General features: G+C 45.5%; 17 protein-coding genes. All 17 read right to left on the reverse strand.

Annotation, left to right across the window (positions count from 1 at the left end):
• Window positions 1-73 precede the first annotated feature (73 nt).
• A complete protein-coding gene (gene spoVS / locus AUL54_RS02130) occupies window positions 74-334 on the reverse strand; it encodes a stage V sporulation protein SpoVS (protein ID WP_003154135.1) in 261 nt (86 codons plus the stop codon).
• Between the two features lie 199 nt (window positions 335-533).
• Window positions 534-1,328, reverse strand: coding sequence for a TIGR00282 family metallophosphoesterase (locus tag AUL54_RS02135; RefSeq protein WP_060962759.1), 795 nt, complete (start codon window positions 1,326-1,328; stop codon window positions 534-536).
• Between the two features lie 60 nt (window positions 1,329-1,388).
• Window positions 1,389-2,948, reverse strand: a complete 1,560-nt coding sequence (rny, locus tag AUL54_RS02140; protein ID WP_016936061.1) for a ribonuclease Y — start codon at window positions 2,946-2,948, stop codon at window positions 1,389-1,391.
• Between the two features lie 292 nt (window positions 2,949-3,240).
• Window positions 3,241-4,422 carry a serine hydrolase domain-containing protein gene (locus AUL54_RS02145; protein ID WP_060962760.1) on the reverse strand — a complete coding sequence of 394 codons (1,182 nt, stop codon included), beginning with the start codon at window positions 4,420-4,422 and terminating at the stop codon, window positions 3,241-3,243.
• Window positions 4,423-4,588: 166 nt separating this feature from the next.
• Complete coding sequence (recA, locus tag AUL54_RS02150; protein WP_015417498.1) at window positions 4,589-5,632, reverse strand: recombinase RecA; 1,044 nt, start codon at window positions 5,630-5,632, stop codon at window positions 4,589-4,591.
• A gap of 171 nt (window positions 5,633-5,803) precedes the next feature.
• Entirely contained in the window at window positions 5,804-7,054 is a 1,251-nt protein-coding gene (locus AUL54_RS02155) for a competence/damage-inducible protein A (protein ID WP_060962761.1), read from the reverse strand.
• Between the two features lie 17 nt (window positions 7,055-7,071).
• Window positions 7,072-7,653: a CDP-diacylglycerol--glycerol-3-phosphate 3-phosphatidyltransferase gene (pgsA, locus tag AUL54_RS02160; protein WP_016936065.1), complete on the reverse strand. Its 582-nt coding sequence runs from the start codon at window positions 7,651-7,653 to the stop codon at window positions 7,072-7,074.
• A gap of 73 nt (window positions 7,654-7,726) precedes the next feature.
• Complete coding sequence (locus AUL54_RS02165) at window positions 7,727-8,614, reverse strand: helix-turn-helix domain-containing protein (RefSeq protein WP_047474929.1); 888 nt, start codon at window positions 8,612-8,614, stop codon at window positions 7,727-7,729.
• An 18-nt stretch (window positions 8,615-8,632) separates the two neighbouring features.
• Window positions 8,633-9,424, reverse strand: a complete 792-nt coding sequence (locus AUL54_RS02170) for a DUF3388 domain-containing protein (RefSeq protein WP_007409819.1) — start codon at window positions 9,422-9,424, stop codon at window positions 8,633-8,635.
• Window positions 9,425-9,554: 130 nt separating this feature from the next.
• Window positions 9,555-9,812: a DUF3243 domain-containing protein gene (locus AUL54_RS02175; protein ID WP_060962762.1), complete on the reverse strand. Its 258-nt coding sequence runs from the start codon at window positions 9,810-9,812 to the stop codon at window positions 9,555-9,557.
• 75 nt (window positions 9,813-9,887) lie between these two features.
• Window positions 9,888-10,616: an elongation factor P 5-aminopentanone reductase gene (ymfI, locus tag AUL54_RS02180; protein ID WP_060965039.1), complete on the reverse strand. Its 729-nt coding sequence runs from the start codon at window positions 10,614-10,616 to the stop codon at window positions 9,888-9,890.
• A 58-nt stretch (window positions 10,617-10,674) separates the two neighbouring features.
• Entirely contained in the window at window positions 10,675-11,961 is a 1,287-nt protein-coding gene (gene yfmH / locus AUL54_RS02185; protein WP_016936068.1) for an EF-P 5-aminopentanol modification-associated protein YfmH, read from the reverse strand.
• Window positions 11,958-13,238 carry an EF-P 5-aminopentanol modification-associated protein YfmF gene (yfmF, locus tag AUL54_RS02190; RefSeq protein ID WP_060962763.1) on the reverse strand — a complete coding sequence of 427 codons (1,281 nt, stop codon included), beginning with the start codon at window positions 13,236-13,238 and terminating at the stop codon, window positions 11,958-11,960. The genes yfmH and yfmF overlap by 4 nt, the downstream gene beginning before the upstream one ends.
• 151 nt (window positions 13,239-13,389) lie before the next feature.
• Complete coding sequence (locus tag AUL54_RS02195; protein WP_060962764.1) at window positions 13,390-16,509, reverse strand: MMPL family transporter; 3,120 nt, start codon at window positions 16,507-16,509, stop codon at window positions 13,390-13,392.
• Window positions 16,509-16,964, reverse strand: a complete 456-nt coding sequence (locus AUL54_RS02200) for a MarR family winged helix-turn-helix transcriptional regulator (RefSeq protein ID WP_060962765.1) — start codon at window positions 16,962-16,964, stop codon at window positions 16,509-16,511. The genes AUL54_RS02195 and AUL54_RS02200 overlap by 1 nt, the downstream gene beginning before the upstream one ends.
• Window positions 16,965-17,070: 106 nt before the next feature.
• Window positions 17,071-18,240, reverse strand: coding sequence for a bacillibactin exporter BcbE (locus AUL54_RS02205; protein ID WP_101605610.1), 1,170 nt, complete (start codon window positions 18,238-18,240; stop codon window positions 17,071-17,073).
• 171 nt (window positions 18,241-18,411) lie between these two features.
• A complete protein-coding gene (locus AUL54_RS02210) occupies window positions 18,412-19,137 on the reverse strand; it encodes a GntR family transcriptional regulator (protein WP_060962767.1) in 726 nt (241 codons plus the stop codon).
• Between the last annotated feature and the right edge of the window lie 49 nt (window positions 19,138-19,186).

Here is a 19,186-nt window from a genome sequence, read left to right on the forward strand (position 1 = left end):
TGAGAAAATATGACAGCAATAAAAACAACCTGCTCGCCTTATGCAAGCAGGTTGAGAATGAACAGGTTTTGGTTTAACGGGGTTCGACGATTAACTTAATCGCCGTTCTTTCTTCTCCGTCAATCTGTATATCTGTAAAAGCCGGAATACAAATCAAATCTACGCCGCTTGGCGCGACAAAGCCTCTGGCAATCGCAACCGCTTTAACAGCCTGATTTAAGGCACCCGCCCCAATTGCTTGAATTTCGGCGGCTCCGCGTTCCCTCAATACGCCCGCAAGCGCGCCTGCCACTGAATTTGGACTTGATTTTGCTGAAACTTTTAAGATTTCCATTTCTGCTCCCCCTTAGTTTTACAATGGATAAGTGAGTGTTCATTAGAACAATCATTATTAGATGTTGCTATCCAAAAAGCCATCCCCACAATGCTTTTCAAAAATAGCGGGCTACCTTCCATTTCTACTATATTCACTAAGAAGTTGCTATATTCCTGCTTTTCCTTTTAATATTTTTATAAAATAAACACATGATCACCTATTCAAAGAACATATGGTCATCATTGATTAAAATCCGTTCGATATTTACGGCTTTTTTCGTTTGCTCGTCGATGTCGATGAGCACTCCGCTCAGCGTTGTTTTCCCTTCCGCAACGGTAAACCGGACAGGAAGATTGGTTTTAAACCGCTTGATGACCGTTTCTCTGTCCATACCGAGGATTCCGTCGTACGGACCCGTCATGCCTACATCAGTAATATATGCCGTTCCTTTCGGCAAAATGCGGTTATCTGCAGTTTGTACGTGTGTATGCGTGCCAACCACGGCAGAGGCTCTTCCGTCTGTGTACCAGCCCATCGCAATTTTTTCGCTTGTCGCTTCGGCGTGAAAATCAATAAAAATGTACGGTGTGCGCTTTTTCGCTTCTTCTATTAACTCATCCGCTTTAGCAAACGGATCATCAAGCGGCGGAAGAAACGTCCGTCCCTGTAAATTCATGACGGCAAGCTCTTTTCCGTTCGATTTAATGTAGGTAATGCCTTTTCCCGGCGTACCTTCCGGGAAGTTCGCCGGCCGGACAAGATGCGGCACATCATCAATAAAGTCAAAGATCTCTCTTTTATCCCACGTATGGTTTCCCATTGTAATGGCATCGGCTCCGGCTTCCATCAGGCTATGGTAGATCTTTTCCGTCAGTCCTTTTCCGTGTGCTGCATTTTCTCCGTTAATAATCGTAAAATGCGGTTTATGTTTCGCTTTCAGTTTCGGGACATATTCTTTTACCATGTCGCGGCCCGGGGAACCGACAACATCCCCGATAAATAAAATTCTCATACATTCCATTCCTTTCTTTTCTGGGGCTCAAAAAAATAAAGTGATGCGCTAAGCATCACTTTATTTTGCATACTCTACGGCTCGAGTTTCTCTGATCACGGTCACTTTAATGTGGCCCGGATAATCAAGCTCGTCCTCAATTCGTTTTCGGATATCACGCGCCAAACGATGGGCTTCTAAATCATTAATGGAGTCCGGTTTCACCATGATGCGAACTTCACGGCCGGCCTGAATCGCAAATGATTTTTCAACACCTTCGTAAGACTCGGAGATTTCTTCAAGCTTTTCAAGTCTGCGGATATAATTTTCGAGCGTTTCACTTCTCGCACCCGGTCGTGCGGCTGACAGTGCATCAGCGGCAGCGACCAGAACGGCGATAATGGAAGTCGGCTCTTCGTCTCCGTGGTGTGACGCAATACTGTTAATGACGACTGGATGCTCTTTATATTTGGTCGCAAGCTCCACTCCGATTTCCACGTGGCTTCCTTCCACTTCATGGTCAATTGCTTTTCCGATGTCATGCAGAAGACCGGCCCGCTTGGCAAGCTTTGCATCTTCTCCAAGTTCAGAAGCCATTAAACCGGCTAAAAACGCCACTTCCATGGAATGTTTCAGTACGTTTTGCCCGTAGCTTGTACGGAATTTCAATCGGCCGAGAATCTTGATCAGGTCCGGATGAAGTCCGTGAACGCCGACTTCAAACGTCGTCTGTTCACCCATTTCCCGGATATAGTCATCAACCTCGCGGCGGGATTTTTCAACCATTTCTTCAATGCGCGCCGGGTGAATACGGCCATCCTGCACGAGTTTATCAAGAGCGATTCTTGCCGTCTCCCGTCTGATCGGATCAAATCCGGAAAGAATGACTGCTTCAGGGGTGTCATCAATAATCAGGTCGATACCTGTAAGCGTTTCAAGCGTACGGATGTTACGCCCTTCACGGCCGATGATACGTCCTTTCATCTCATCATTCGGAAGATTGACGACCGATACCGTCGTTTCGGCAACATGATCTGCTGCACAGCGCTGCAAAGCAAGCGACAGAATGTTTTTCGCCTTTTTATCCGCCTCTTCTTTCGCACGGTTTTCGGTTTCTTTTGTCATGATGGCGATATCATGTGAAAGCTCATTTTCAACCCGGTCAAGAATGATTTGTTTCGCTTCATCCCGTGTCAGGCTCGAAATGCGTTCGAGTTCTGACTGCTGCATACGAATCATCTCATCCACTTTGCTTTCCATCTCTTCAATATGTTGTTGTCGTTCATTCAGAGAATGATCTTTCTTCTCCAACATCGCTTCCCGTTTATCAATTCCTTCATGTTTACGGTCAAGATTTTCTTCTTTTTGAAGTAAACGGTTTTCTTGTTTTTGAAGCTCATTTCGTCTTTCACGAACTTCCTGTTCAGCATCTATTCGAAGTGTATGGATTTCGTCCTTTGCTTCAAGCAGAGCTTCTTTTTTCAGTGCTTCAGCATCACGCTTTGCATCTTCAAGGATTTGCTCGGCAGCACCGCGTGCGCCCGCAATCTTTGCTTCGGCAATGGTTTTACGAACATAGTAGCCAACAACTAAACCGAGCAGAGTCAGCAAAATGGAGATGAGAACCGTCATTAGGGTCATACTTTCACCTCCTCTTGCTATGAACTTGGTTGTTGCTTAAATAAGTGCCGGCATGTACATTGTCAGATTTTCTCAACATACAGAACCTTCACAGGGAATGAATCTCTCATGCCCTTGTCAAGTTTAAATGGTTTAACAATCATGTTAAAAAAACAAATGTTACAACTTCATTGTAATTGTGTCGGAAATACTTGTCAAGCTTGCCAGCTTAACGATTCGCCTTCGGCTCAGAATCTTCGCCATGTATATATCATACCACACCTTCATCTGCTTTTCGCAAATGACGGCTCGTCTAGTCCGGCTGGTTAAGCAATTGGTAAATTCTATTGTTTACCTGCCCTAATTTGGCGTTATTCTGAATATTTGACAGTAAAATGACATATTTGCCTGCCGAATGGCTGAAGCTGTTCAAAATGTTGTAACCGGGCATCACACCGTGATTGGAATAGCTTCCCGGATCAATGTAAAATCCCATGCCGTAAGCGGAACTGCTTCCGGCTGTGAACATTTTTGTAAAGCTTTGTTTTGAAAGGAGCGTGCCGTTGACGACCGCTTTATCAAATTTATAAAGATCTTCAGCACTCATATACATGTCGCCCGCCCCATACAGCTGCGATAGGTCCAAAATGTGAGGCGTTACAAGCTGTCCGCTCTCATCAACTTTGTAGCCGACGGCAGGATATTTGGCTTCAGCAAATGTTTTGTAAAATCCGGCATGCTTCATTCCGGCCGGTTTGAATACGTGGTCTTTTATATATTGTTCGTATGACTCCCCGCTGACCTGAGATACGATATAGGCGAGCACTGAATAATTGGAATCTCTGTAATCCCAAACCCCAGGCTGCCGTTTAATTCCGCGGTATTCTATATCCTTAATTAAATCAATGGGAGAAATCGGTCCCTGACCCTCAATATGTCCGTTTATGCCGGACGTATGATTGAGCAGGTTTTTCAGTTTGATGCGCGTGCCGTTAGGAAAATTCGGCAAGTATGTACTGACGGGGTCACTCGTCTGAAGCAGCCCTTTTTCTTCAAGCTGCAGGACAGCCGTCGCAATTAACGCCTTTTGTGAAGAACCGATATAATATGATGTTTCCGGATTGTTTTTGATTTTTTGTTTTCGGTCCGCATAGCCAAAACCTTTTTTCAGCACAACTTTTCCATCTTTTACGACCATTGCTGTGCCGCTGAACCCGATCTGTTGCAAGTAATTGCTGATCCGTTTATTGTGATCGATTGATTTAGGTGTTTTCTCTTTTTGCGTCTTTTCTTTTTTTTGTTGAGTCTGGTCATTTGAAGAATCAGATTGAGCGGCGGGAGCACTTTTAACAGAATCCTTCTCCCGGTGATGCGCTGTGACGGTCCAGATCATAATAAAAACAGTGACAAGCAGCAGAAAAAGAAACAGCCCTCCCGTTTTCATCAATTTCTTCTTTCTTTTTTTGTTAATTCTTGTGCGGCGGGGGCTCGTCATCTTTTTTCCTCCTCAGATATAATTTCAACTTTCGCCATGATGTTAGACGAGTGAAGGGTGAAAAAAGTTGTAACATTTCAGATAAAATTTTCCGAAACAGCCAGTGTTTTTTTAAACACACAAAAAAAGAGCGGAAATTGCTTATTCCGCCCTTTTGATCGTGCTTTTATTCTTCAAATTCAAGCTCTTCCTGAGTTTCTTCCGATTTTTCCGTAACACCGTTATTGTCCAAACCGTAATGTTCACGGATTTGTTCTTGAATCATCAGCATGATGTCTTTATTTTCTTTTAAGAACTGCTTGGCATTTTCACGGCCCTGTCCGAGGCGTTCTTCTTCATAAGAATACCACGAGCCGCTTTTTTGCACGATATCAAGTTCAGTCCCAAGGTCGATGATTTCCCCTTCTTTGGAGATTCCTTCACCGTACATGATGTCCACTTCAGCCGTACGGAACGGAGGAGCGACTTTGTTTTTTACGACTTTAATTCTCGTTTTATTCCCCATCACGTCGTTGCCCTGCTTTAATTGCTCGGCACGGCGCACTTCAAGACGCACGGAAGAATAGAATTTCAGCGCGCGTCCGCCCGGTGTCGTCTCCGGATTTCCGAACATAACGCCGACTTTTTCACGAATCTGGTTAATAAAGATTGCGATTGTTTTAGATTTATTGATGGCCCCGGAAAGCTTACGGAGCGCCTGAGACATGAGACGCGCCTGTAAACCGACGTGTGAGTCACCCATGTCACCTTCAATTTCAGCTTTTGGAACAAGCGCCGCAACAGAGTCAACGACTACGATATCAACAGCTCCGCTTCGCACCAGCGCTTCAGCAATCTCCAGCGCCTGCTCTCCCGTATCCGGCTGAGACAGAAGCAGCTCTTCGATATTGACACCGAGCTTTTGCGCATAAACAGGATCAAGGGCATGCTCAGCATCAATAAATGCTGCCTGTCCGCCTTTTTCCTGAACCTCAGCGATGGCGTGAAGCGCTACGGTCGTTTTACCTGAGCTTTCAGGTCCGTACACTTCAATAATCCGTCCGCGTGGGTATCCGCCTATTCCGAGAGCGGTATCAAGTGCAAGGGAGCCGCTCGGCACCGTTGAAATTCTTGTATCCGTTTTTTCCCCGAGCTTCATGATGGAACCTTTGCCGAATTGTTTTTCTATTTGCTTAAGAGCCATATCTAAGGCTGCCTGACGATCACTCATTTATTTTTTTCCTCCTTTATCTTGCCACTACATATACTATACCTTGTTTACTGACATTTGCCAAGAAAAAAGCGAACGCATATTCGGATTTTTTCCGCGTTCGCTTTTCTTCAAAAGAACATAATTCCCTTCGTAAAAATTAAAAATCAGAGAAAATGCCCTTTTAAAACTTTATTTTTGATCCAGCATTTTTAAAATGAGATGGCAGCCGTATTTAGCGGCGCGCTTTCTGATTCCGGTTCTTGATCCGGCAAAGTTAAATTCATGCACCTCTTCTTTTCCTTCCGCGGAAATGCCGATAAAGACACGGCCCGGGGCATGCCCTTCCTGCGGATCCGGGCCCGCAACTCCGGTAAAGCTGATACCGATATCGCTTCCGGTCAGCTTTCTGACACCGGCGGCAAGCTCGCGCGCGCACTCTTTGCTGACCGCTCCGCTATCTGCCAGCGTCTCAGCTTTCACGCCGAGCACATGCTGTTTCACGCTGTCGGAATAACAGACAACGCCCCCTGCAAAAAGTTGAGACGCGCCGCTTAAATCAGTCACCCACTCTGAAAACAGTCCGCCTGTAAAGCTTTCGGCAGAGGAAATCGTGATTCCGTTCTGTCTGCATGCTTTTGAAAGCTCCTTCACCAGGGACGTATCATCATATCCGTAGAAAAATTCACCGACACGTTCTAAAATGGAGGCTTCCGTTTCTTTTAAAAGCCGTTCTGTTTCTTTTTCATCGGCATGTTTCGCCGTTAAACGCAGCGTGACCTCACCGTCAGCGGCAAGCGGCGCAATCGTCGGATTCGTCTGCGCGTCAATGATATCTTCTAAATCAGCTTCAAGCTGAGATTCACCGATTCCGAAAAACCGCAGCACGGTTGAAACGATTTTCTCATTTGAACCGAGCTTTTTAAGAAGCAGCGGCTTCGCTTCATTTTCAAACATCGGACGCAGCTCGCTCGGCGGTCCGGGAAGCAGCATATAAAGCCTTGATCCGTGCTCTGCAAGCATTCCCGGCGCCATGCCGAAATGATTCGCCAAAACGTCCGAGCCCTCAATAACGAGCGCCTGTTTGCGGTTATTCGGCGACATGGTCCGTTTTGTTTTCGCGAAATACTCTTCAATCGACCGGAACGCTTCGTCATTCAGAACGAGCGGGCGTCCCATTGTGTTTGCAATGGTTTCTTTTGTTAAATCGTCCTTGGTCGGTCCGAGGCCGCCTGAAAAAATAATCAGGTCCGAGCGCTCTTCGGCAGTGCGGATGACTTGCTTAAGCCGCTCCGGATTGTCACCGACAGCGGTGTGGTAAAACACGTTTACGCCGATTTCCGCCAGCTCTTTACTGATAAACTGAGCGTTCGTATTGGCGATCTGGCCGAGCAGAAGCTCTGAGCCGACTGCAATGATTTCCGCTTTTTTTGCTATTTCCATGTTCAAGTCCTTCTTTCTTAGTTAGATGTTTTTAACGCATCCCAGTTCTTCGCAAAATAATCCCAGCCGGAAATGACTGTGAAGAGCACGGCCACCCATAAAGCGATATCCCCGAACGGGAAAGAAACGAGCTCAAACGGGAGATTATGAAGTAAAAGCGCTGCAACAGCGATGATCTGAGCCCATGTTTTAATTTTTCCCAGCATATTGGCGGCTACGACTTCCCCCGTTCCCGCCAGCACAAGTCTTAGTCCCGTTACGGCAAATTCGCGGCTGATGATGACGATGACCATCCACGCCGGCGCAAGGTCAAACTGCACAAGCGTAATTAATGCCGCAGACACAAGCAGCTTGTCAGCCAGCGGATCTAAAAATTTCCCGAAGTTTGTCACGAGGTTCAGCTTTCTGGCGTAGTAGCCATCCACCCAGTCAGTCGTTGATGCGATAATGAATAAAACAGCTCCCGTAAGATGTGCGACCGGAATCGATTCATCCCCTATATGAAGGCTGCCCCACTGAAAAGGAACAAGCATGATAATCATAAATACAGGAATTAAAGCGATTCTTGCCAGTGTGATTTTATTCGGTAAGTTAAACATAAAGCCCCTCCAATAATATGTACTCGGACGTGAAGAAAAAGTCATCTTAATCGTTCAGATGACTTTTCCCCTTTTATTTTTTCATCTTGATTGTTATGGTCTGCGCCATCACATCATGCGGATTGAGTTCATAGGACAGAACCTCTCCGTTGATTTTAATTTTCAGGTTAGGGGCATAGCCCGTGCGTATTTCAATCTGCTTTTGATCTGTGATGTCTTTTTTGTAGGTTTCGCCTTTTTGCAGCGTCCCTTCTTTTAATGAACCGCCGCTGTCATCCCGGACGCGGATCCAAGCGTTGTCGGAAGCAATCAGTTCAAGCTTGTACTTATCAGCTCCGGAAACGTTGTATGAAGAAGCGGAGCCTTCTGTTCCGGCCGCTTTGATCTCTGTCTTTTCACTGCTCTTTTCTTTCTTTTTCTGCTCTGGCGCTTTTTTGTCTTTTTTGCTGTCAGTCTGCGCTCCGTCATTTGTATTGCCGTCGTTTTTCAGCGCAGAATCCTTAGGAATCTCATACTTGCTCTCACTTTGGGTGACGGCCTTATTGCTGTCAGTCTGCCCGGACTTGCTTATTCCAAACTGAATAATCGCATACAGGATCGCAATGACGATAATCACACCGATGACAATAAGAACGGTCGGAAGCCATTCCGCCGCCTTTGAGGACTTAGGCAGCTCCCTTTGCATGGCGAGACCGGAGATTTTCTCCGACACATCGTCATGATACGTGTTCGGGATGTCTTTTTTATATTCTTCAAATAATTGGTCTGAATCAAGCCCGACAGCTTCAGCGTATTGCTTGATAAACGCCCGCACATAAAAATTGCCGGGAATGACATCATAGGAGCCTTCTTCCAGAGCGGTTAAGTATCTTTTCTGAATTTTCGTCGCCGCCTGGAGTTCATCCAATGACATCCCTTTTTCCTCTCTGGCTTCTTTAAGCCGGATTGCTAATTCTGTCACAACAAACACCTTCCAATATTAAAAATCAAAGCTTGAAAAACCGGTCTGATCAAATATTTGCGGTTCTTCTGCATGTTCATATGTAATGACTTCGTCAGGATCATTTCTGAGTTCGATAATATAATCGAAATCATCGAGCGTATACTCCGAATTTTGAACAAAAATATCCGGGTGCTCCACGACCTTTGTCGCCGGGAGCCTCATAATTTCACTGACGAGCTGAAGATGGCGCTCAGAGCCCCGTCTTGTCGAAACGATGCCATCAAGGATAAATACGTTTTCCGTGCTGTATTCATCGGCAACCAGCTGGCTGCGGATCGTTTGCTTTAACAGCGTTGAAGATACGAAAAGCCATCTTTTGCTGGCGCAGACGCTTGAGGCAACGATGGACTCCGTTTTTCCGACCCGCGGCATTCCCCGGATTCCGATCAGTTTGTGTCCTTCTTTTTTAAACAGCTCAGCCATAAAGTCAACCAAAAGGCCAAGCTCGTCCCTTTCAAAGCGGAAGGTTTTTTTATCATCGGCATCACGCTGAATGTATCTTCCGTGACGGACTGCGAGACGGTCGCGAAGCCTCGGTTCTCTCAGCTTCGTTACTTTAATGGTCTCCATTGTTTTTAAAATTGATTCCAATCGTTTAATTTGATCTATATGCCGGCATCTGAGCAGCATTCCCCTTCTGGAAAGGTCGACACCGTTAATTGTGACAATATTAATTGACAGCATCCCGAGAAGAGATGAAATATCCCCGAGCAGGCCGGGGCGGTTCACTTGAATTTCATATTCAAAATACCATTCGAGCTTTGCCAAATGATATACCCCCTCCATTGTGGCAAAATTTTTACCTTCCTTTATCATAAAACATTTTTCTCTAATTAGAAAGAAGAATGTTGCTCTATAGAGGAAAACATAAAAAAAGAGAGGAGAAAATCCTCCCCTCTTAATGAGTGCTGTTATTTTCAACAAGCTTCACCATCATATTTGCAATGGCGCGCTGTTCATCTTCAGAAGCAACGCTCCAAAGATCAGCAAGCACTTTTTCCTGATGGTTTTTCGAGTCGACTTCGTTCGCAAGGTAACCGCCGATTTCTGTAGCGAGATCAGTGACCGTTTCATCACTCATCCCTTTTTCCTGTGCATAGTTCAATCTGTCGCCAAGGAAATTCTTCCAATTATCCCAGTTTTCTAATACTGACATGTTGGCTTCCTCCATTTCATCTGTTGTTACAAAATTATTTTGTCCGTGCAGATGCAAACTATACACACATTTTTTTCAGCAGTGCCAGCCGCCGTTTACCGATAATATATGTCCGGTAATATAGGAAGCCTTCTCCGATAATAAAAACGCTGCCGCTTCGGCGATTTCCCCGGGATTTGCCAGCCGGCCCGCGGGTATTTCCTCTGCCAATGCTTCTTTTTCATCAGACGTAAACTGATCAAGCATATTCGTATCAACGGCGCCCGGCGAGACTGCGTTCACGCGGACGCCGCTCGGAGCGAGCTCTTTGGCAAGCGCTTTGACGAACGAATGCTGCGCTCCTTTGACCATGCTGTATAACACTTCGCACGATGCGCCTGTTTCTCCCCATACGGAACCGATCGCGACGATGCCTCCGCTTTTTTTCCGGATCATGCCGGGCACCAGATTACGCGCCAGCAAAAACGGGCTCGTCACATGCAGCTGCACCATCTCCCGCGCCATGTCATCCGTCACGTCCGTAATCAGGCCGAAATGACTTTTGCCGCTGTTTAATATCAGAGCGTCCACAGGCTGTTTAACGGAGCGGCTGAGTGTCTCCGCGCCTTCCGGTGAGGACAGATCCGCCTGAATAATAGAGGCTTTTACACCGAATGATGCGCTCAATCTTTCCGCAAGCCTGTGTGCGGCTTCTTTATTAGAATGATAATGCAAAAGCACGTCATATCCGTTTTTTGCGAGGACTTCACTTATACTTTGTCCGATTCCGCCGCTTGCTCCGGTGACGAGCGCTGTCTGTTTCATCAATCAACATTCCTTCTTTCCCCAGAAAAACATCCCTCAGGGCGTGAGGGATGTTTTTTTATGATTTTGGCACGACTTTGCAGACTGTCAGCCTGTCTTCTGACACTTCTTCTTTAATGACCCGCTCTACGTCTTCCAGGGTGATCTGCTCCAGTACAGTTACGACATCAAACAGACTCATATCTAAAAAGGCGTAACGCGTGAATTGGTTGGCGATGTATTCAGGCGAATTGAGCGCTTTTAAAAATGACCCGATTTTCTTTTTTCTCGCCAGGTCAAGCTTTTCCGCAGTCACGGCTGATCCCGCATCAAGCAGCATCTGTTTTAATTCGTCAGCAAGCTTATCCGGCTCCGGTGTATCTCCTCCGACAGAGGCAAAACCGAATCCGTATTCAGCCGTATAATCAAAGCTGAAGGTTTCATCAATGTAGCCTTTGTCGTACAAGTCGCCGTAATGCGGTGAGCTTTTTCCGAAGAGACATTCAAGCATGAGGTTCATGCTGAGCTCGTGCTTCAACAGCTCCCGCCCCGTTTTATAAGGGTTTTTCGCCTTTAAGCCGACAAGACATTTTGAGCCTTGGACGTTCATTTTTAATTCCTGCTCCCGGCGGAAAACCGCTTCCTGCTCCTGAACTTCTTCACGTTTGATTTCAGGCTGATCTGTAAACGGCTTTTTCTCCTGGTTTTTCCGCACCTGGCTGATGATCGCTTCAGGATCAACGGGACCGACGATAAAGAGCAGCATATTGCTCGGGTGATAAAATGTTTCATAGCACTCATACAGCAGATCTTTCGTAATATGTGAGATGCTTTCTACCGTTCCGGCAATGTCAATTTTCACGGGGTGGTCTTTATACATATTTTCGATAAGGCCGAAAAACAGCCGCCAATCCGGATTATCATCATACATGTTAATTTCTTGGCCGATGATGCCTTTTTCTTTTTCCACTGATTTTTCCGTGAAATACGGATCCTGAACAAAATCCACGAGTGTTTCCAGGTTTTTCTCTACATTTGAAGTGCTGGAGAACAGATAAGCGGTTCGTGTAAATGAAGTAAAGGCATTTGCCGACGCCCCCTGCTTACTGAAGTCCTGAAACACGTCGCCGTCCGCTTTTTCAAACAGTTTATGCTCAAGAAAATGCGCGATTCCGTCAGGGACGTGAACCATTTCTTCCTTATTTAAAGGAACGAACTGATTGTCAATGGAACCGTACTTTGTCGTAAACACGGCGTATGTTTTATTAAAGCCCTGTTTCGGCAGCACATAGACATCAAGGCCGTTTGCCATTTTTTCATGATACAGCGTTTCTTGCAGCTGTTCGTAGTTTATCGGTTTAGTCAAGATGCTCCCCCCGTCCCTTTTAAGAAATAAGTCGTATCCAGCTTGATGTTCTTTCCGACATTGATAATGTCCTCTTTCGTCACTTTCTCGATATTGTCAAGGAAAGTTTCGATCGGTATCTCCACTTGGGCTGAAGCCTGCTGATACAGAAATTCCGCTAAGCCGTATGCCGTATCAATCGTTTCTAACACTTGGTTTTTAATAACGGCTTTCGTTTGGGCGATATCGTCGTCTGAAAAGTCACCGTTTTGCATAGCTTGAAATTGTTCTTCAATAATGGTGACGGCCTGCTTATAATTTTTCACTTCAATGCCTGACATGACCATCAGGAGCCCCTTGAAGCTTTCCACCCTTGAGGCTGCATAATAGGCGAGACTCGCTTTTTCACGGACATTTATAAACAGCTTTGAATGAGAGAAACCTCCGAACAGCCCGTTAAACACTTGCAATGCCGGATAGTCCGGGTCTGTGTATGTCGTATTGGTCCGGAATCCGATATTCAGTTTGCCTTGTTTGACGTCCTCTTCATCAATGACTTCCTTCGGGTCAGGCTGTTCATTCGCCGTGCTTCTTTCTAAAGGCTGCTGCGCCCGTTCGTCCGTTTTAAAATACGTATCAACAGCTGTTTTCACTTGATCTGTGTCAACATCACCGATGACATACAGGTCCAGCTGATCTTCGCGGATGGCTTTTTGATAGGCTTCATACAGATCTTGCGGCGTAATGTGTTCGACATCATCGATCTCGCCGTTGACGTGAAGGGCATACGGTTCGCTTTTGCACATTTCCTGAACGAGACGGAGATTAGAATATCTCATTTTATCGTCATATACGGCTTGAATCCGCTGTTTCAGCGTCCGTTTTTCCTGCGTGACATAAAGGGGCAGGAAGGCGCCGTTTTCCAAAGCAGGCGAAAAGACAAGCTCTGATAAAAGCTGAAGCCCTTTTTCCAATAATGGTGTGCGGTCCTTCAGATATTTTTCATTGGGAATCTCAAGCCGGAACGTAATAACATGACGTTCTCCCTTTTTTGTCAGATCAGCGGAAACGGATGTCCCGTACAGCTCATCGAAGTAAGAACGCAAATCAGCGGTTTTCGGCCGGCTTTCTGTACCGCGGAGAAGCACATGAGGAAACAGCGCCCTTTTTGTTACGAGCTCTTTCGTTAAAGGAGCCAGCATTTTAAACGTCAGTGAAACGGTTTTAAATTTCTCAGTCTTTACGATGTGGGCGGTGATTCCGCCGTGCTTTGACTTCATTTCATTTACGTAAGTCATGTGAAACCTCCTTCGTTCATTCTTTAATAGTATGTATTATGACCAAAACTCAGCATTCGCAAAAAAGAGTGTGCAGATGTAATTATATCAACTGGAGGATTTATAAGGAAACAAAAAACCTCTGCCCGAAAACAGGCAGAGGCATTGTACGTTATTTTTTCAAATTGAAAGGCCACCAGTTGGCTCTTCCGAAGATTTTCACCATGACCGGTACAAAAAACGGAAGGACAACAATTGCATACATGAGGAGGCCGGTTAATACCACGGTTGCAATCTCCAAAAGGGAAAGAACGCCTGACGGCAGCATGGCCGCAAAGGTTCCCGCTAAAATAATGGCCGCCGAAATGATGACCGAGCCCATATTTTTCATACTGCTGATCATCGCGGCTTCCGTTCCTTCTTTTTTCAGCTCATTAAAACGGTCCATTAAAAAGATGGAATAATCCACACCAAGAGCCATCAGAATGACAAAGCCGAAGAACGGCACGGCCCAGTTTACGCCCGGATACCCGAAGAAGTGAGTAAAGATGTATTCCGTCACCCCGATGGATGCGAAATACGTCAGGACGAGCGAAGCCACTAAATAAACCGGCATAATGAGGGAGCGCAGCATCACGATGAGAATCAGAAAAATACCCGCCAACATAAACATTGCCGTCCGTTTGAAATCTGAATCCGATACTTCTTTTAAATCGGCATTCATGCTGGAAACCCCGGAGACGCCGAAAGAGGCATTTTTCAGATCGGTGTTCGGAATGATTCTTTTAACGCTCGCTTTGATCGCTTCAATATCTTGAATAGCCGTATTTGAATAAGGGTTGTTATCAAGAACGACGGTTAATTCTGTCGTTTTTCTGTCATCTGACATGTACGTATTAAACACGCTTGTGAAATCGCTGTTTTCCAAGGCTTCTTTCGGCACAAACCAGCCGGCCATTTCTTTGTCTGACGCCTTATGAAGCTCACCCAGATAATCATTCGCCCCCATCATGCCGCTCGACACTTGCTTAAGCCCTTTTACACTATCGTTAAGTCCAGAAGAAAGATTGCTGAGCTGGGAAGAAAAATCACCGAGACCGCTCTGCATTTTTTTCTGCCCCTCCGCGAGCTGCCCTGCCGCCGATTCAAGGCGCGGCATTTGTCCGGCAAGAGCCCCCTGGCCGTCTGACACTTGCTGAAGGCCATTTTCAATTTGGGTCAGACCGTTAATCATTGCGTTAATTTGGGTGTCAATTTTTTTCTGGGCGGCTGACAGTCGGGAAAATTGTTTTTCCGCTTGCTGCAGATGATCCTTTTGACTGTCAACCTCTTTAGAAAACGCTTCTGCGTCTCTATTTGCTTTGGAAACGGCTGACTGTACATCTGTAAAAGCCGATTTGATCACTTGATAGGACGGATCAGCTTTCACTGCCGGTATCGATGCTTCCAGTTTTGCAAACGGCAGCCGGTTAAGCTGTTTGTTCAAATCAGCAAGCTGCCTGCTCGCTTCATTTTTCATTGGCAGAACGGTTTTGACCAGCTTTAAAGCGTTTTGCGTTTCTGAAGCGAGACCGCTGTTTTGGCTGAGCTGCATAGAGAGCATTTGTTTCTGTTCTTCAATCTGCTTTCTCATTTGAGCGACGCCGGCTTTATTCTTATTGACGCCCGCCTGCAGTTTATTCAGGTTTTCTCCTATATCAGAAAGCCCGGATTTCAGAGACAGTGTTCCGTCAATAAGCTGATTGACGCTTTTTCCCGACTCTTCGATCTGCGGCTGTGAATCAGCTAACGACTTTGCGGCATGCCCTAAACCGTCCGTTATTTTTTCAAGTCCTGTATTGCCTTTATCAAGCCCTTCTTGAAGCTGTTTTGCCTGATTTGTGACAAATAATTGATTCAATCCGTTTCCCGCAGGGCGCGTGGCGCTTCTGACCGTTTTCACACCCTCTGTCTTTTCAAGTTCTCTGCTGATTTTTTCGATATCAATCAGGTGTTTCTCAGTATTTAATTTGTCGTCATTTTTGATGACAACTGTCGCCGGCAGAAGGTCTCCGGGTCCGAATGCGTCTGAAATTGTATTAAACGCGCGGACGGATTCATATTTATCCCCGATTTCGTCAAGGCTGTTGTAAGATAGAGCGCCTTTGTAAAGAAGGATAGGCGGGACGGTGAATACCGCCACGATTGCCAGACTGATGAGCGGCCTTTTAAATGAAAACCGCCCTGCCGTTTCCCATGCTTTGCTTTGCGGATGGGAAATATCGCCCTTTACAGGCCAAAACAGTCTTTTTCCTAAAACAGCCATAAAAAACGGCACAATCGTCATGAGTGCAAGCAGCAGCACCGCGACGCCGACCGCAACGGCTGCTGCCGACTGATACAGTTTAAATGTCGCAAATCCGATGCAGGCAAATCCGATCAATACCGCTCCGCCGCTGTATAAAACCGTCTTTCCGGCCGTTTTATAGGTCACAACGATCGCTTCTTTTATATCAGCGCCGTGAGACAGTTCTTCTTTAAAGCGGCTGAGAAGCAGGATGCAATAGTCGGTGCCGATTCCGAACATAATCGCAACCATAAAAATCTGCGTAAAGGTTGAGAGCGGGAAATCCAGCTGATCGACTAAAAATGCGACAATGGACTGGCTGACTAAATAAGAAATTAATACAGATAAAAGCGGCACAAACGGTGCAACCACTGACCGGAATACAAGAATCAGCACGATCAGGATAAAGGCAACCGTAATATATTCGGTCTTTTTTAAGCCGTCCTGCGAGCTTTTTAACACATCTTCGTCAATCAGGGACTGGCCTGTGATGCCGTATGATACGCCGTACGGTTTCAGTTCTTTATCAATTTTGTCTTTTATTTTGATGATGTCATTTTTTGATGTATCAAGCTGAAGCTGAACGAGCATCGTTTGTCTGTCTTTTGACAGCAGCTGTTTCTTGACGTCTTCATTTTTTTCCCCGAAATATGAGGTCACCGTTTTAATATGAAGCGCTTTTTTATGTTCAGATAAAGTGTCCACAGCCTCCGGCAAACGAGCTTTTTTGTCTGTCATTAAGCCTTTCTCGTGAAATACGATGACGGCTGAAGAAGACGGTGCGTCTGAATCAGACATTTCATCAAGCAGTTTATGGGCGTAAGAAGAGGAATATCCGTCCGGTACGGAAATCTGGCCTTTCTCCCGTGTCAATTCAGCCATATCAGGCGCTGTAAGCATAAATATCACCGTTGCGGCGATCCATGCCGCGGCGATGATCCAGCGGGCTTGGATAATCTTTTTCATTATGTCTGCCGATCCTCCTCTGTCATCATCAGTCGATATAATTTTTCGTATGTATTAACGAACATTTCCGCCTCGTCTTCATCAAAATGCATAATGTATGAACGGACGAGATCCTCAATCCGCCGCTCCACCCGGTGAAATACTTCCGTCCCCTTTTCCGTGACGTTTAACAGAATGCTCCGGCGGTCGCTTTGGCTCCGTTCTCTTTTGATGTATCCTTTTTCATACAGGCGGTTCGTCATGGATGTAATGGCGCTTTTGTTGACGTGGCATACCGCTGCCAGTTCAATTGATTTGCAATCGGGATTGAGCATAATATAGCGGAGTATGTAATATTGATCCAATGTCAGCTCTTTGTTCACTTTTTCGGCGATAATGCTGTCAATTTTTTTTAAGACGTGCAGGTATACATCGGAATAACGCTGAATGAGCTGTTTTACTTTTTCTTCATGCACCTTTTCCCCCTCCTTTAATAGTAGTTAATATGTTTAACTATTAAAGAATAACGAGCTGACGGTATCATGTCAATATTCAGAATCAAATAAAAAAAGACAGTGCAGATTACACCGTCTTTAATGATTCCTTTTTTTCTTTTGCTTGTGAAGAGATATTTAACAGCGCTAAAAATACTGATACAATGCCGAAAAAAGCGGATAAAATGAAAATCAGCCAGCCTGCATTTGACATCAGCGCAGCAAATATCGGCGGTCCCGCCGCTACTCCGATAAACCGCATGCTGTTATAAAATGAGGTGATGGTTCCCGATTCCTCGTTGTCTACGCCTTCTGTGATGACAGCGTCTAACGCCGGCAATGCCATTCCGATTCCGGTACCGCTTACACAGAGGAAGATAAATAATAAATAAAAACTGTGATTCCACCACAGGCCGATAAATGACAGTGTCACGGCACTCATTCCAAAAACAATGCAAAACTTCATTCTGCCTTGGTCTTTCCCGATTTTTCTGCCTGCTATATATGAACTAACGGATAGAAATAAAAGCGGGATTGCTAACAGCGCTCCTTTAGCCACACCGTCAATTCCGTACTTCTTCTCCAGCGAGTCTGATAAATAAAACAGAACCCCGAACAGCAAAAACATAATCACGCAGCCGATGATAAATACCGTAAAGAGCCAGCGGCCGTCCCGCTTAAATATGTGACCCACATTTTTCACGAATTCGGAAATAGAAGGCACTTCTTTTTGTTTCTCCGGCTTTGCCACCAAAAACAAAACGAGAAAAAAACTGATGAGCGAAAAAAACGGAATGAACCAAAACGGCATAAACCAAAACCAAGCAGCCAAGAGCGACCCGAGAATCGGACTTAGAACTTTCCCGGCTGTGTTAGACGTTTCAATGTCGCCGAGCCCCGCGGTAATCCGCTCATCATCCCCCTTGAACAAATCACCGATAAACGGCATCACAACAGGAGCCGCCCCTGCCGAACCGATTCCCTGAAGCACCCGTCCCGCCAAGATAATGGGATATGGATGCTTGAATGCGGTCGAAGCTATCGCAGCAATGGCGCCGCCCGCACCGGCTATGAGAAGACAAGGCAGAAGGACCTTTTTTCTTCCGAATTTATCGGACAGATATCCGGCAATCGGAATACAAATAATCGCCACAATCGAATATACCGTTATAATTAACGATACTTGAAAAGACGATATGGACAGCTTCTTTTCAATCATCGGAAGGACGGGAATCAGCATCGAATTCCCGAGTGTCATGACGAGCGGTACAGAAGCCAAAGCAATGATATTTTTCGTTCCATTTTTCTTCTTACTCAACTTATTCACCCATTCACTATACTTGGTTGTTTCCTGTTTTATTGTGCCTTGCGGCAAACAAAGTATGTACGAACGGCGCAAATAAAAAAACAGACACATGACGCGTCTGTCTTAAAAACGTTTTCTGACAACATGAAAGCTGAACTTATCAGCCCGGAAATAATTTAATGAATACAGCACAGGCTCATCATGCTGATTATAGTGGGTTTGTTTCAGCAATAAAAGCGCCGTCTCCGGTTCGCATTCCAAAACCGGTGAAATCGTATCGTGGTATCCGATCGGTTCAATATCAGCAACGGCATAGCTGATCACAGATCCGGAGTTTTTTTCCAAGAGATCAAAAATGGACTCCTGTTCATGACAGAAAGAATTCGGCAGAATGTCCATCGGAATCGTATCCAGACAGTAAACGACCGGAGTGCCGCTTGCCGTTCTCACGCGCTCCAAATAAAAAAGCTCCTGCTCAGGCTCAAGCCGGAATCTTGCGATATCTTCATCAGACGGTGTAATAACCTGAGACGACAAAAAAATCGTACCCGGCACCATGTTCGCTTGCTGAATCATTTTCGTCACACTGTTGAGCTGTTCAATACCTGAAAGAAACAGCGGTTTTGTATGGACGAAAGTGCCCACACCGTGCCTTCTGATAATCACATGCTCCTCTTCAAGGATACGTAAAGCTTCACGCAGAGTTGCCCGGCTGACACCCATCGATTTTGAAAGCTCAAATTCAGAAGGAAGCTTTTCCTTTTCGGTGTAAATTCCGTTTTGTATATCCTCTTTGATTCGCTCAATCACTTTTAAATACAAGTGACGATTGTCAGCTTTTGTAGACATGTTTCCCCTCCGTAAACCACTTTCATAAATTATTGAACAATTGGGACAA

Source organism: Bacillus sp. SDLI1 (genome assembly GCF_001553895.1).
GTDB classification, from domain to species: Bacteria; Bacillota; Bacilli; order Bacillales; family Bacillaceae; genus Bacillus; species Bacillus siamensis.